Origin of the sequence: Streptomyces sp. NPDC007162, from assembly GCF_040634175.1 — a bacterium.
Taxonomy (GTDB): Bacteria; Actinomycetota; Actinomycetes; order Streptomycetales; family Streptomycetaceae; genus Streptomyces.
Map to the genome: position 1 here is coordinate 12511 of NZ_JBEYFC010000067.1, position 14841 is coordinate 27351.

At 74.6% G+C, this 14841-nt stretch carries 10 protein-coding genes, 1 pseudogene and 1 riboswitch; of the genes and pseudogenes, 5 read left to right on the forward strand and 6 right to left on the reverse strand.

Annotated features, from left to right (window positions below; all coding sequences use genetic code 11):
- Positions 1–13: 13 nt before the first annotated feature.
- Positions 14–1336 (forward strand): RNA polymerase sigma factor, encoded by a 1323-nt coding sequence (locus tag ABZ646_RS11175; RefSeq protein ID WP_360516031.1) that lies wholly within the window; start codon positions 14–16, stop codon positions 1334–1336.
- Between the two features lie 33 nt (positions 1337–1369).
- Positions 1370–2903 (forward strand): annotated as a pseudogene (locus tag ABZ646_RS11180) (alpha/beta hydrolase).
- A gap of 15 nt (positions 2904–2918) precedes the next feature.
- On the opposite strand, the gene ABZ646_RS11185 reads toward ABZ646_RS11180, so the two are convergent.
- Entirely contained in the window at positions 2919–3848 is a 930-nt protein-coding gene (locus tag ABZ646_RS11185; RefSeq protein ID WP_360515999.1) for a pyridoxamine 5'-phosphate oxidase family protein, read from the reverse strand.
- A gap of 4 nt (positions 3849–3852) precedes the next feature.
- Positions 3853–4545, reverse strand: a complete 693-nt coding sequence (locus ABZ646_RS11190; RefSeq protein WP_360516002.1) for a hemerythrin domain-containing protein — start codon at positions 4543–4545, stop codon at positions 3853–3855.
- 168 nt (positions 4546–4713) lie between these two features.
- Here ABZ646_RS11190 and ABZ646_RS11195 point away from each other — a divergent pair, with 168 nt between their 5' ends.
- Positions 4714–8073: a BTAD domain-containing putative transcriptional regulator gene (locus ABZ646_RS11195; protein WP_360516005.1), complete on the forward strand. Its 3360-nt coding sequence runs from the start codon at positions 4714–4716 to the stop codon at positions 8071–8073.
- 89 nt (positions 8074–8162) lie between these two features.
- Here ABZ646_RS11195 and pgm read toward each other — a convergent pair whose 3' ends face one another.
- From pgm to ABZ646_RS11215, 4 genes are all read right to left on the reverse strand, one after another.
- Positions 8163–9803: a phosphoglucomutase (alpha-D-glucose-1,6-bisphosphate-dependent) gene (pgm, locus tag ABZ646_RS11200; protein WP_360516007.1), complete on the reverse strand. Its 1641-nt coding sequence runs from the start codon at positions 9801–9803 to the stop codon at positions 8163–8165.
- A gap of 264 nt (positions 9804–10067) precedes the next feature.
- A complete protein-coding gene (locus ABZ646_RS11205) occupies positions 10068–10823 on the reverse strand; it encodes a CbtA family protein (RefSeq protein WP_360516010.1) in 756 nt (251 codons plus the stop codon).
- 22 nt (positions 10824–10845) lie between these two features.
- Complete coding sequence (locus ABZ646_RS11210) at positions 10846–11067, reverse strand: CbtB-domain containing protein (protein ID WP_360516013.1); 222 nt, start codon at positions 11065–11067, stop codon at positions 10846–10848.
- A 36-nt stretch (positions 11068–11103) separates the two neighbouring features.
- Positions 11104–11243: riboswitch (cobalamin riboswitch) on the reverse strand.
- A gap of 92 nt (positions 11244–11335) precedes the next feature.
- The gene (locus tag ABZ646_RS11215) at positions 11336–12388 is read right to left on the reverse strand and encodes an enoyl-CoA hydratase/isomerase family protein (RefSeq protein ID WP_360516016.1); all 1053 of its coding nucleotides are present in this window, start codon (positions 12386–12388) and stop codon (positions 11336–11338) included.
- A 256-nt stretch (positions 12389–12644) separates the two neighbouring features.
- Here ABZ646_RS11215 and ABZ646_RS11220 point away from each other — a divergent pair, with 256 nt between their 5' ends.
- On the forward strand, positions 12645–13841 hold the full coding sequence (locus tag ABZ646_RS11220; protein WP_360516019.1) for an EfeM/EfeO family lipoprotein: 1197 nt from the start codon (positions 12645–12647) through the stop codon (positions 13839–13841).
- On the forward strand, positions 13838–14841 hold a 1004-nt coding region (locus ABZ646_RS11225), incomplete at its 3' end, for a Dyp-type peroxidase (RefSeq protein ID WP_360516022.1). The genes ABZ646_RS11220 and ABZ646_RS11225, both read left to right, overlap by 4 nt.

Sequence of the window (14841 nt, forward strand, 5' to 3'; positions counted from 1 at the left end):
CCACGTGAGTCCCATGGACGAGGTGGAGGAGGCCGTCTCCGCCGCCTTCCGCGAGGAGTGGGCCCAGATCGTCGCCACCCTGATCCGGGTGACCGGCGACTGGGACCTCGCCGAGGAGTGCGCGCAGGACGCCTTCGCCCAGGCCCTGGAACGGTGGCGGCGCGACGGTGTGCCGCGCCGCCCCGGGGCCTGGCTCACCACGACCGCCCGCAACCGCGCCCTGGACGTGCTGCGCCGGGAGGCGGTGGGGGCGGCGAAGCAGCGGGAGGCGGCGATGGCACGGGACGAGGGGCCGTACGACCCCGACCGCGACGGGGACGACAGCGGGGTGGCGGACGACCGGCTGCGACTGATCTTCACCTGCTGCCATCCCGCCCTGCCCGTCGAGGCGCGGGTGGCACTGACCCTGCGCACCCTCGCCGGGCTGACCACGCCCGAGATCGCGCGCGCCTTCCTGGTCCCGGAGGCGACGATGGCGCAGCGCCTGGTGCGGGCCAAGCGGAAGATCCGCAACGCCGGGATTCCGTACCGGGTGCCGCCCGCGCATCTGCTGCCCGAACGCACCACGGGTGTCCTCGGCGTGCTGTACCTGCTGTTCAACGAGGGGTACACGGCCAGCGGCGGCACGGACCTGATCCGCGCCGGGCTGTGCGCCGAAGCCGTCCGGCTGGCCCGGCTGCTGGCCCGGTTGATGCCCGACGAACCGGAGGTCACGGGCCTGCTGGCGCTTCTGCTGCTGCACGACGCCCGCCGGGAGACCCGGGTGGACGCGGCCGGCGACCTGGTGACCCTGGAGGACCAGGACCGCACGGCGTGGGACCGGGCCGAGATCGACGAGGGCGTAACGCTCCTGGAGGGCGCCCTGCGCCGTGGCCGCCCCGGCCCGTACCAGATCCAGGCGGCCGTCGCGGCGTGTCACACCACCGCGGCGACCGCCGCCGACACCGACTGGGCCGACATCGCGGGGCTGTACGGCGAACTCCAGCGGTTCGTCCCCTCGGCCGTGGTCCGGCTCAACCGCGCGGTCGCGGTGGGCATGGCCGAGGGCGCCGAGTCCGGGCTCGCCCTGGTGGCGGAACTGGAGGCGGAGGACGAACTGGCCGGTTACCACCTGCTGCCGGCCACCCGGGCGGACCTGCTGCGGCGCACGGGGCGGACGCGGGAGGCGGCCCAAGCGTACGAACAGGCCCTGGAGTCGGTGGAGAACGCCGCGGAACGCAGGTTCCTGGAGAAGCGGCTCGCACAGTGCCGGTGGACGCAGCCGGGAGGCCGGGGGGTGGCCACAGGTCCCGGCGGGGGTTGCCCCCACCGTGAACGCGGCAGCCAGCGGGAGTGATCGCGGGAGGTGTCCTGCCTAGCGTGAGGGCGCATGGCAACCATTCCCGTGAAGTCCGTCCTGGCGTTGTCGGCGGCGGCCCTCGTACTGGCGTCCGCCACGGCCGCCACCGCCCGCACCGCCCCCCGATCCGCTCGCCCGCTACCACCACCAGCACCTCACCTGGAAGAGCTGTCTGCTGGGACCCGGCGACGACGTCGGCAAGGACCTCCAGAAGGCGGGCGCCCGGTGCGCGGACGTCACCGTGCCACTGGACTACGACGACCCGGGCGGTCGCAGGATCACCGTCGCGATCTCCCGGATCAGGGCCACCGACACCGCCCACCGGGTCGGCGCCCTGCTGCTCAACAGCGGTGGCCCGGGCGGGCAGACGCTCGGTGACCCGCCGTGGGTGCGCGCGGCGATGAAGGACACCGGCAAGCGCTACGACGTGATCGGGGTCGACCCCCGGTTCGTCGGGCGCAGCACCCCGCTGGACTGTCACTGGCCCACCGGGTCGCAGTTCCGCAGCCCGGGGCACGACCGCGCCGGCTTCGACCGCTCGACCGCCTTCGCCGAGCGGCTCGCCCGGGACTGCCGCAGGTACGAGGGCGACGTCCTGCCGTTCGTCACGACCCGCAACACCGCACGGGACATGGACGTCGTCCGGGCCGCCCTCGGCGAGCGGCGGATCTCCTACCTGGGCTACTCGTACGGCAGTTATCTCGGGGAGGTCTACGCCACGATGTTCCCCGGGCGCACGGACCGGGTCGTCCTGGACGGGGTGATCGACCCCGCCCGCTACAACCCCCGGCTGCTGCGCGGGGCGGAACCCGCCAACCGGCACGCCCTGCGGGACTTCGCGGCCTGGGCCGCGGCCCGTGACCCGGTGTACGGTCTCGGGCGCGCCCGGGACGCGGTGCTGGCGCTCGTGACGCGGATACAGGCCGCCGCCGAACGGGCGCCGCTGCGCGTGGGCGGTTACCGGGTGGACGAGAGCGTCGCACCGCTGGTCGTCTTCAACGGCCTGTCCCAGGACGACGACGCGGCGTACGCCGATCTCGCCCGTGGCGTGCGCGACCTGCGGGACGCGGCCGACGGCAGGGCGGTCTCCCCGAGTCCCTGGCTCGCCGACATGCTCGGTTTCCTGCTGACCGGATCGCAGTCGTCGTACGGCAGTGTCCAGACCTCCGTCCTGTGCGGGGACGTGGGCGCGCCCCGCGACCCGGAGACGTACTGGCGTGACGTCCGACGCGCCCGGGCCCAGGACCCGTTGTTCGGGCCGGTGACGAACGACATCGGCCCCTGCGCGTTCTGGGACCCGCCGCGCGAACGTCCGACCGTCGTCAGGGACGACCTGCCGGCCCTGCTGGTCAACGCGACCGGCGACCCGCGCACCCCCTACGGGGGCGCGCGGGCGGTCCGGCGCGACTGGCCCGGCTCCCGGCTCGTGACCCTGCGCGGCGCGGACCAGCACGCGGTGTTCGGCGTGTACGGCAGCGATTGCGTCGACGCGACGGTCGACGCGTACCTCGCGACCGGCCGGCTGCCGGCCGCGGACGTCACCTGCGCCGCGTCCGCCCACTGAGGGGCACCTGCGGGGTCAGGTCCGGCGTGCGTCCCGGGCCAGTTCCCTGAACTCCTGCCACCGGACGCGGGGCCGGGGCAGTCCGTGCCGGGACAGATAGCGGTCGGTGGCCCGCTTCGTGGCGCGCAGCACGCTCACCGCGTCGCTCGCGCGGCCCGAGCCCATCGGCTCGACCACCCTGGCGGGCACCAGCACCGGTCCCGCGTCGCCCTCCCGGAGTTCGCCGCGCACGAGCGCGTTCTGCATGTGGTTCAGCCGCTCGTCGTGGCGGTGCACGAGGAGGGAGGCGGGGCCCGGTGCCGCCGCGCAGTCGGCGGGCAGGTCCACGGCGAAGCCGCCGGCCGTGGGCAGCGGCCGGGTCCGGGCCAGCACCGGTGCCCCGGAGGCGTCGCGGGCGGCGAGCACGGCCGTCGGGAACCGGGCGAGCTGCGCGGCACCCACCAGCCCGCCGGCCGGCGCCGGTGCCGGCGTCGCTGCCGGCGCGTCGGGAGCGGGCAGCTGCGGCCGTACGACGACCTGTCGGGGCGTCACGGTGATCAGCAACCGCAGGTAGTACCAGTCCATCAGCGGCCGCATCGGCGGCAGGAGGTACGACCTGCTGTGCGGCTGCCGTGCGAACAGCATCCGCCAGTAGTCCTCGGCGCCCCGGGGCCCGGTCATGATCTCGTCGGGGCATTCGGCGAGTCCGCCCACGAAGATCTGCGGGGGCTCCGGACGGCCGCTGCCGGTGGGGTCGGAGAAGAGCAGGGCCACCCGCGGGTCCCGGCGGATGTTGAGCGCCTTCTGCGCGAACGCGAGGGACGTGCTGAGCAGCAGTGTCCCGTCCGGGCGTCGCCACACGGCCGTCGGCCAGGCCAGGGGCGTGCCGTCGCGGCCCAGGGTGGCGAACTCGCAGGTGCGGTAGGCGTCCAGGACGTCGAGCGGAGCGGAGTCGAGTACGGTCACCGGTCTACTCCCCGGCCAGCGGTGCGCGCATGGTCCGGCACAGGGTCTCGTACTGGCGACGGCCGACGGCCCGCCACAGCAGCCGGCCGACGAGCGGGACCCGGCCGAGGAAGTAGGCGCTCTCCTCGGGTGTCGCCTCCTCCAGGATCGCGCCGAGAGCGAGCAGCCGCTTGTTCTTCGGCAGCCCGTCCATACCGCGCCGTCCGACCAGGTCCCACTCCGCGACGGTCAGATGCTCGGCGACCAGCGGCAGTACCGACCGTTCCTCGTCGTCGAGGTGGGCGAGCAGCGCGGTGCGGTGTGCGTCCAGGGCCAGGGCGAGTTCCTCGCCGGGGATCCGGTCGGCGGACCGCTCCCACACGGGCGCCCACTCGCCCACGGCCGCCAGGGTGCGGTCGATCGCCTCGTGCTGTTCGGCCATCCGGCCCACCAGCGCCTCGTCCTGCGCCGCCCGGGAGCGCAGCAGCGGCCAGATCAGCTCGTCCTCGGCATGGTGATGGTGGTGCAGGCCCGTCATGTAGTCGCCCAGGACTGCGCGGACCCGGGCCGCGCGGGCCGTGTCGCCGTCGGGCACGGCCCGCACCAGCCGGGGCAGGAGTGCCGACTCCCGGCGGAAGACCCGGTGGACCACGACCATTTCGTGGACATGGGGACGCCCGGCGGCGGCCGGGGCGTCGTGGCTGCTGTTGAGGGACACGCTTGCTTGCTCCAACGATCGGATGTCTGCGTCGGCCGCCCACCGTCGCGCCCCCCTCTTGGCGTCCGCTTGGCGTCCGGCTCGGCAGTGCGCCCGGGCGGCCCGGGACGTGCTGCGTTTATCGTCCGTTGACGGGATCGACGCGGCGCTCGGGTAGATTCCCGCGCCGTGCTGCGTTTGCGAGTCCTGGGCCCTCTGGGCGCCGAAGTCGCCGGGATACCGGTCGAGTTGGGCGCTCCCCGGCAGCGTGCCGTACTGGCGCTGCTGATCGCGGCCCGGGGCGGTGTCGTACCGGTCGAGCGGATGGCGGACGCGCTGTGGCGGGGAGAGCCGCCGGCCAAGGCCACCGTGTCGTTGCACGCCTACCTGTCCAACCTGCGCCGGTCCCTGGAGCCGGACCGGCAGCCGCGCGCCCCGGCCACGGTCCTGGTCACCGCCCCGCCCGGGTACGCGCTCCGGCTGGCCGGGGACGCGGTGGACGCCTGGCGGTTCGAGAGCTGGGTCGGGCGGGCCCGCACCGCGCCGGCCGAGGAGGCCCGGCGGCTGCTCGCCGAGGCGCTCGGCTGGTGGCGGGGGCCGGCCTTCGCCGAGCACGCCGACGAGGAGTGGGCCGGTGCGGAGGTGGCCCGGCTGACCGGGTTGCGCGCCGAAGCCCGTGAGCTCGCCGTCGCCGCCGATCTGCACACCGGCCGCGCGGCACAGGCCGCGGCCGACGCCGAGTCGCTGGTCCGCGACGGTCCGCTGCGCGAGGAGGGCTGGCGGCTGCTCGCGCTCGCGCACTGGGCCTGCGACCGGCAGGGCGAGGCGCTCACGGCGCTGCGCCGCGCCACCGCGGTGCTGCGTGACGAACTCGGCTGCGACCCCGGACCGGCCCTGCGGGAGCTGGAGCGGGCGGTGCTCGACGGACGGCTCGACGTGCTGCGCGCGGCGGTGCCCGAACCGGTCACCGCCGCGCCCGCGCACGCCGGGCGCACCCTGTTCGTGGGCCGGGTGCAGGAACTGGGTGCGGTGGCGACGGCCGCGCGAACCGCACGGCAGGGCGGCGGGATCGTGCTGGTCACGGGCGAGGCCGGGGTAGGCAAGTCCGCGTTCCTCGGCCGGGCGGCGGACCGGCTGCGGCAGTCCGGCTGGCGGGTGGTGATCGGCCGCTGCCCCGAGTACGAGGGCGCACCGCCGGCCTGGGCCTGGGTGGAGGCGCTCGGGGCGCTCGCCCGCGAGGTGCCCCCGGTCCGGCCCGGTGAGCTGGCGGTGCTGCTGCCGGAGCCGGAGGGAACCGCCGGCTCCGGCAGCGACGGGATCACCGGCCGTCCCGGAACTCCCGGCCGCGACGAGGCCACCGCCGGCCGGTTCCGTATGCACCGCGCCTTCGCGGCCTGGCTGCGTACCGCTGCCGCGCGGGCACCCCTCGCCGTCCTGCTGGAGGACGTGCACCGCGCCGACGCCGAGACCCTCGCCCTGGTCGAGGCGGCGGTCGCGGTGACCGGGGTGCCGCTGCTCGTCGTCGCCGGGTACCGGCCCGCCGAGGTCGGCGAGCACCTGCTGAAGACCCTCGCCCAGCTCGCCCGGGCCGCCCCGCACCGGATCACGCTCGGCGGCCTGCCGCCGCAGGACACCGCCACCCTCGTCGACGCCGTCTGCGGGGCGCCCGTGGATCCGGTGACCGTCGCGGCACTGGCCGAACGCACCGGCGGCAATCCGTTCTACGTCCTGGAGAGCGCCCGGCTGCTGGCCGACGAGGGCGCGCTGGTGGCGATCTCCGAGGTTCCGCAGGGGGTGCGCGACGTGCTGCGCCGGCGCCTCGCCCTGCTGCCTCCCGCGGCCCGGTCCGTCGTCCGGCTCACCGCCGTGCTGGGCCTGGAGGCCGAGGTCTCGCTGCTGGTCGACTGCGCCGAGGCGGCGGAGGAGGAGGTACTGGAAGGGCTCGACGCCGCGCTCGACGCCAACCTGCTGGCCGAACCCCGCGCCGGGCACGTCCGGTTCGTGCACGCCCTGGTCCGCGACACCGTGTACGCCGACCTGTCCGGCGCCCGGCGCTCCTGGCTGCACGCCCGCGTCGCCCGGCTGCTGCGCCGGCACCGCCCCGGCGAACTCCCGGCGCTCGCCCACCACTTCGCCCGCTCGGGCAGCGCGGGTGACGCCCCGCTCGCCGTCGACTACGCGCTGCGGGCCGCCGAGGCCGCCGAGCGGCGCTACGCGCATGACGTCGCCGTCACCCTGATCCAGCAGGCGATCGACACGCACACCGCGGCCGCCGGCGCCGAAACCCCGCCCGACCGGCTGATCGAGCTGCTGGTACGGCTGCTGGGGGCGCAGGTGCGCACCGGGGCCACGGACGCCGCCCGGCGCACCCGGCAGCGCGCCGTCGAGCTGGCCGAACAGGCCGACCGCGGGGACCTGGTCGCGGCCGTCTACGGCGCCTGGACCGAGCCCGCGCCCTGGCGCAGCCGGCTCGAAGGCCCGTACGACCGGACCACCGTGGCCCGCCTCGAACAGCTCGCGGCCGCTCCCGGACCGGACGGCCCGACCCGCGCGCGTGTCCTTCAGGTGCTGGTCGACGCGGTCGCCGCCGAGGACACCTCCCGGGCCTCACAGGCGGCCCGCGAGCAGTTGGCGCTGGCCCGCGCGGACGGTGAACCCCGGCTGCTGGCCGCCGCGTTGATGACCTCGGCACGGCTGCTGCCGCACGAGACGCGGGCCGCCGCACGGCCGCCGCTCACCGCCGAACTGCGGGCCCTCGCCCGCGCCCACGACCTGCCGGCCTACCGCTGGGTCTGCGAACACCTCGACGCGATGACCGCCGGAGCCGGCAACGACCCCGCCGCCGTGCACCGGCACACCGCCGAGGGTCTGGCCCTGGCCCGCCGCTACCGGCTGGTGTGGGCGCAGGGACTCAGTGCGGCGACCCGTGCGATGCTGGCCGCCGTCGGCGGGCGTTTCGAGGCGGCCGAGGCCGACTACGCCGAGGCCGACTCCCTGCTCCAGCGGGTGGGCGCCCACCATGCCACCGGGCTGCGCACACTGGGCCTGATCACCCTGCGGCTCGCCCAGGACCGGGCGGCCGAGATCGAGCCGATGGTCCGGGCCGTGTACGAGTCGGCGGGAGGCCCGGTCGCCGTGGCGCAGGCGCTGGTCCTGGCCCGTCTGGGCAGACTCGACGAGTCGCTGGCCGTACCGGTCGATCCGGAGCCGCGACGGGACCATTTGCACGGCCTGGAACTCGACTTCCGCGCGCAGCTCGCGGTACTGCACGGCGACCACGACACGGCGGCGGCCCTCCTCGGGCAGCTGGTGCCGCTGCGCGGACAGCTCGCCGGGGCGGCGGGCGCGGCGTACGCGAGCCGGCCGCTCGCCCACGCCCTCGCCGACCTGCACCGGCTGCTGGGCGAGGACCGGGCGGCGGCCGAGGCCTACGCCCTGGCCGAACGCACCGCACACGCCTGGGGTTCGGCCCACCTCGCCGCGAGCGCGCGCCGGGCGGCGGCGCACCTGGCCGAGGCCCGAGCCCGCCGACGCACGTTCACGACATGACCGACGCCCGGCCGCCGACGACGGCCACCGCCCGGCGGCCCACAGGTGGGACGGGGTGCGCGGGACCGTCGTGGCCGGTGGGGCGGGGGTCAGTCGCCGAGGGCTGCGTCGACCACCGCCTTGGCCTCCTCCTGGACCCGGGCCAGGTGCTCGGGGCCCTGGAAGGACTCGGCGTAGATCTTGTACACGTCCTCGGTGCCGGAGGGGCGGGCCGCGAACCAGGCGTTCTCCGTGGTCACCTTGATGCCACCGATCGCGGCCCCGTTGCCCGGGGCCTCGGTGAGGACGGCGGTGACCGGCTCGCCCGCCAGGGTCTGCGCGGTGACCTGGGCCGGGGAGAGCTTGGCGAGCAGCGCCTTCTCCGCACGGTTCGCGGGGGCGTCGACACGGGCGTAGGCGGGTTCGCCGAAGCGGGCGGTGAGGTCGGCGTAGTGCTCGGACGGGGTCCTGTCCGTGACGGCCGTGATCTCGGAGGCGAGCAGGGCGAGCAGGATGCCGTCCTTGTCGGTCGTCCACACCGAGCCGTCCCGGCGCAGGAAGGACGCGCCGGCCGACTCCTCACCGCCGAACCCGATGGCGCCGCTGACCAGTCCGTCGACGAACCACTTGAATCCGACGGGCACTTCGACGAGCCGGCGGCCGAGGTCGGCGGCGACCCGGTCGATCATCGAGGACGAGACCAGGGTCTTGCCGACACCCGCGTCCGCCGCCCACTGCCCACGGTGGCGGTAGAGGTAGGAGATGGCGACGGCGAGGTAGTGGTTGGGGTTCATCAGGCCGGCGTCGCGGGTGACGATGCCGTGCCGGTCCGCGTCGGCGTCGTTGCCGGTGGCCACCCGGTACTGGTCCCGCTTCTCGATCAGTGAGGCCATCGCGTACGGCGACGAGCAGTCCATGCGGATCTTGCCGTCCCAGTCCAGCGTCATGAACCGCCAGGTGGGGTCGGTGTGCGGGTTGACCACGGTGAGGTCGAGGCCGTGCCGTTCGGCGATCCGGCCCCAGTAGGCGACGGAGGCCCCGCCCAGCGGGTCGGCGCCGATGCGCAGCTCGGAGGCCCGGACCGCGTCGAGGTCGAGGACGCTGGGCAGGTCGTCGACGTAGACGCTCATGAAGTCGTAGCGGCCGGTGGTGTCCGCGGCGAGCGCGCGCTCGTACGGGACGCGCCGTACGTCCTTCAGGCCGCCCGCGATGATCTGGTTGGCGCGGTCCTGGATCCAGGAGGTGGCGTCGGAGGCGGCGGGGCCGCCGCTGGGCGGGTTGTACTTGAAGCCGCCGTCGGCGGGCGGGTTGTGCGAGGGGGTGACCACGACGCCGTCCGCGAGACCGGTGGTACGGCCGCGGTTGTGGGTGAGGATGGCGTGCGAGACGGCCGGGGTGGGCGTGTAGCCGTCGGCGCTGTCGATCAGGACGGTCACGCCGTTGGCGGCGAACACCTCCAGGGCGGTGACCTTGGCGGGTTCGGACAGGGCGTGGGTGTCGGCGCCCAGGAAGAGGGGTCCGTCGGTGCCCTGGCCGCTCCGGTACTCGCAGATGGCCTGGCTGGTGGCCGCGATGTGGTCCTCGTTGAACGCGGGGGTCAGCGACGACCCGCGGTGTCCCGAGGTGCCGAACGCCACCCGCTGGGCGGGGTCGGACGGGTCGGGGTGCAGCGCGTAGTAGGCCGTGACCAGCCGGGCCACGTCGACGAGGTCCTCCGGAACCGCCGGCCGGCCCGCTCGCTCATGCGGCATGAGTCCATTCCTCCGCTGTCGTTGCTCGATCACTCACCGCCCATCTTCCCTTGTCAGCGGAGACGTACGCGAGTCCGGGGCCGTTTCGCGGCTCGATCGCGGGGCTGCTCGGCGCGGGCGATCCGGGCGCGGTGCGGGGCGCGGTCCGTGTGCAGACCGGTCCCGCGCCCTTCGGTCCCGGTGCAGGAGGGCGGCGACGGACGGTGCGCCGAACGCGCGAGGGCCTCCGGACGGTGCCGGGGGCCCTCGCGTCCGGTGGGTCGGTCAGTGCGCGGCGGGCACGGTACGCCGGGCGGCCGTGGCCTTCGCCGGCTTCGGGTTGAGCTGTCGCTCGGCCAACTCGCCGAACAGCAGGCCGAATCCGCTCCACAGCGCCACCTGGATGGCGAGCGCCGAGAGCCGGAACCGCCACAGCAGGGTGGCCGGGAAGTCCTTCGGGACTTCGTTGACCACCGGCAGGAACTGGTAGGCGAGCCCGACGACGACGGCGAACGCGGCCACCGCGAGCACGGTCGCCCACCAGGTGCCGAGGCTCGCCCGCAGGCGCTTGCCGAGGAGGGTGGCGGCGACCGCCAGCAGCACGCTCAGCAGCATCATCAGGAAGTACAGCGTGGTGCGCCTGCCGATGGTGTCGGGGTCGCCCACCGACGGCGGGTTGGCCGGGTACTTCAGGAACGGCACCACGTACACGGCGAGCAGCGCGCAGCCGGACAGCAGCAGCGCGGTCGCCCGTGGACCGAACCGGCCGACGCGGCCGAGGGCGAAGCAGTAGGCGAGGGCCGCGATGCCGCCGAAGGCGACCCCGTACACCAGGACACCGGTGGCGAGGCCCGCGGTGGACTGGAGGGAGCGAGAGACGACCACCATCTCGTGCTCGTGCGTGTGGGCGTCCTCGAAGCTGATCGCCTTGTCGACGTAGGGCTCGCCGAGGAGGTAGGCGACCACCAGGGCGAGCACGCCGGCGGCGAGGCCGGCGAGCATGCCCCGCACCAGGAGGTGTCGAACCGTTGCGGAGTTCATGGGCTGAACGGCGTCCCTCGCGTCAGTGGCAGGGGAAGCCGAGCAGGTGGCGGGCGTCGTGCACCCACTCGTGGACGTCCGTGCCGTTGAACACGGAGGTGGCGCCCTGCTCGGCGCCGACGAAGTAGAGCAGGACCAGCATCAGGATGCCGAAGAAGACCGCCCAGGGAGCTATCGCGGACAGCGGCAGCTTGGCGGGCACGACGGGGGTGGTGGCTGTCGGCTGGGCGACGGTCTGCGCCATGGCAGAACCTCCTCTGGGAGTTCGCGTCCCATCTCGGTGGTGCACAGGACGACAGCCACGGGTCTGACTCACAAGGGCCCGGGGGCTCTTGCATACAGTGGCGCGACCGTGCCGGATTCCCACCGGCTTCCGTCTCGCCGTCGTCGATACCGACAGACCGTACCGCGTGGCGGAGGGACGGCCAAGACCGCGTCACCAGGCGTGATCTTCCTCTCGCGCCCGGTGGGCGGTCGGCGGGCGGCTCCGCTCCGGGCCCTTCGTGGATTTTTCAGGGCCGGCCCAGGCCCAGTTCGCGTGCGCCGAGCGGGGCGAAGAAGCGGTCCACGGCAGCCTCGGTGACCTCGCCGAGGGCGGCCGGGGACCAGCGCGGGGCGCGGTCCTTGTCGACGACCTGGGCGCGGATGCCCTCCACCAGGTCAGGGGTGGTCAGGGTCGCGCAGGAGACCCGGTACTCCTGGTCCAACACCTGCTCCAGCGTGTCCAGTTGCCGGGCCCGGCGCAGTGCCCGAAGGGTGACCTTCAGTGCCGTCGGGGACTTGCCGAGCAGGGTGTGCGCCGTCTCCTTCGCCGCCGCTTCACCGTGTGCGAGCAGCCGCCGGACGATCTCCTCGACGGTGTCGGCGGCGTAGCAGGCGTCGATCCAGTCCCGGTGACCGGCCAGTCGCCCTTCGGGTGCGGGCCGCACGTGGCGGGCGAGCGCCTCGGGGACGGGCAGTTCGGCGAGGTCGGCGGCGAACGCCTGGAGGGAGCCGGACGGCACGTGGTGGTCCGCGAGTCCGCACAGCACGGCATCCGCGGCGCCGATCCCGGCGCCGGTCAGGGCGAGATGGGTGCCCAGTTCGCCGGGGGCCCGGCTGAGCAGGTACGTGCCGCCCACGTCGGGGACGAAGCCGATACCGGTCTCCGGCATGGCGATCCGGGAACGTTCGGTGGCGATCCGGATCCCGCCGTGCGCGGAGATCCCCACCCCGCCGCCCATGACGATGCCGTCCATGACGGCGACGTAGGGCTTGGGGTAGCGGGCGATCCGGGCGTTGAGGTGGTACTCGTCGCGCCAGAACGCGGCCGCGGCGGTGCCGTCGCCGTCGCGGGCGTCGTCATGGACGGCGCGGATGTCACCGCCCGCGCACAGGCCGCGCTCCCCCGCCCCGGTGATGACGACGGTCTCGACGGCCGGGTCGTGCTCCCAGTCCGTCAGGGCCTCGGCGATACGCAGCACCATGGGGTGCGACAGCGCGTTGATGGCCTTCGGCCGGTTCAGGGTGATGTGCGCGGCCCGTCCCTCGACGTGCAGCAGGACGGGTGCTTCGGTGCCGGTCATCCGGACACCTCGGTCAGGCCACGGGCCACGTTGACACGCATGCTCTCGTCGGTTCCTTCCAGGAGCTGCTGGACACGTCGAACACGGACGATCTTCTCGCGCCGGGTCCCACCGCACGGCCGGGCCCCCCGTTGTTGCGGATGCCGGGTGAACCGGCAGGGAACTCTTGGTCATGGGTTTGCCTGGACGGCCGTTCGAGAACAGAGGGCTGCCTAACATGAGGCGATCACGAACGGTACGGACCCGGGAGCTCGGGATGGTGTTGTCCGGCCTCAGAGGGAGGTCGCCGCGTCCCTGGACGGTCGTCGGTGTCGCCGTCGCGTGCCTGGTGGCCGGGGTACTGGCGGTCACGCACGGCTCACGTCCGGCGCACGCAGACCCGTCCGCGCTGCCGCACACCCCTGTGGAGGTGTCCCCCAGCCGCTGCGGACGCGGGTGGACCACACCGGTCTCCGGTGTCCAGGTCTTCGACCTGCACAACCCGACCGACGGTCCCGCCGAGGTCCTCCTGGAGGACCCGCGGAGCCAGGCCGTCTACGGCGAGGTCGAGGGCATCGGCCCCGGCACCACCCGGGAGCTCACCGTGCGCCTGGGCAGGGGCGCGTACGCGTTCAAGTGCGTGCCGGACGACGCCGACGCCGTCACCGGCCCCACCGTGCGTGTCGGCCGGGGCCGCAGCGGACCGGCCGCGGCCCCGGTCACCGAGCACGACCTGATCCCGCCGGCGCTCGCCTACCAGAAGTGGGTCGGCACCGGCCTGTCCGGGGTGGTACGGCTGACGACGGCCCTGCGGGACGCGGTCGACCGCGGCGACCTGCCCGCCGCCCGCACCGCCTGGCTGCCCGCGCACCTGCAGTACGAACGGATGGGCGCCGCGTACGACGCCTTCGGCGATGCGGACCGGGCGATCAACGGTACGGACGCGGGGCTGCCCGGCGGGGTGCACGACAAGGACTTCACCGGCTTCCACCGCGTCGAGTACGGCCTGTGGCACGGCGAGTCCGCCGCCGGACTGCGGGCCCCGGCGGCCGCCCTGCTGAAGGCGGTCACCGCGCTGCGCGACGACTGGGCGGGAACCCGCATGGACCCGGCCCAGTTGGGACTGCGGGCGCACGAGATCCTGGAGAACACGGTGCAGTTCGAGCTGACCGGCCGGACCGACTACGGCAGCGGCAGCAACCTCGCCACCGCCCGCGCCAACCTGGACGGCACCGAACAGGTGCTGGCCCGCCTGCATCCGGTGCTGACCGGCCGGTACGCCGGTCTGTCCGCTCTGCAGAGCGCGTTGGACCGGGCCGGCCGCACGCTCGACGGTTTCGGGCACGACGGCACCTGGACACCGCTGAGCAGGCTGAGCCACCGGCAGCGCGAGAACGTCGACGCGGTCCTCGGCGACCTGGTGGAGCGGCTGGCCTCGGTGGCCGCCCTGTGCGATCCCCGGAGGACGGTGTGAGCACCGAGGAGAAGACAGGCCCGGGCGGACTCGGCCGCCGCGGTTTCCTGCGCGGCGCGGCGCTCACGGGGGCGGGGCTGGCGGCCGGGGGCGCCGCGGCCCCGGCCGCGGACACCGCCGCCCCCGCCACCACCCACGCCGTCGCGCCCTTCCACGGCCCCCGCCAGCAGTCGGTGACCGCCGCGCCCCGGCGCACGACCGTGTTCACGTCCTTCGACGTCACCGCCGAGGGCCGTACCGACCTCGCCGACCTGCTGCGCACGCTCACCGACCGGGCCCGCTTCCTGACCTCGGGCGGCACCCCGGACCCGGTCGGCATCACGGCCCCGCCCGCCGACTCGGGCGTCCTCGGCGGCCGGCTTCCGTCCGGTGCCCTGGCGGTGACCGTCGGCGTCGGCGCCTCGCTCTTCGACGACCGGTTCGGTCTGGGCAGGCTGAGGCCGCGTCGGCTGACGACGATGCCCGCCTTCCCGGACGACGACCTCAGGCCCGAGTGGTGCCACGGCGATCTCAGCCTCCAACTGCACGCCGACGACACCGACACGGTGCTGCACGCGTTGCGCGACATCGCCCGGCACACCCGCGGTGGCATGCAGGTCCGCTGGCGACTGGACGGCTTCTCCAGTCCGCCGCGGCCGTCCGGAACGCCGCGCAACCTGTTCGGCTTCAAGGACGGCATCGCGAACCCGACGACCACCAGTGCCCGTGAGATGGACCGGCTGGTGTGGGTGGGCAAGGGCACGGGCGAGCCGGAGTGGACGGCCGGCGGCAGCTACCAGGTGGTGCGGCTGATCCGGATGCTGGTGGAGTTCTGGGACCGGGTCTCGCTCAGCGAGCAGGAGCGGATGTTCGGCCGCTCCCGCGAGTCGGGCGCGCCTCTGGACGGGGACGCCGAGCACGACACCCCGAAGTACGCCGACGACCCCAAGGGGGACGTCATCCCGCTGGACGCGCACATCCGGCTGGCCAACCCGCGCACCACGACCACCGCCGACCAGCG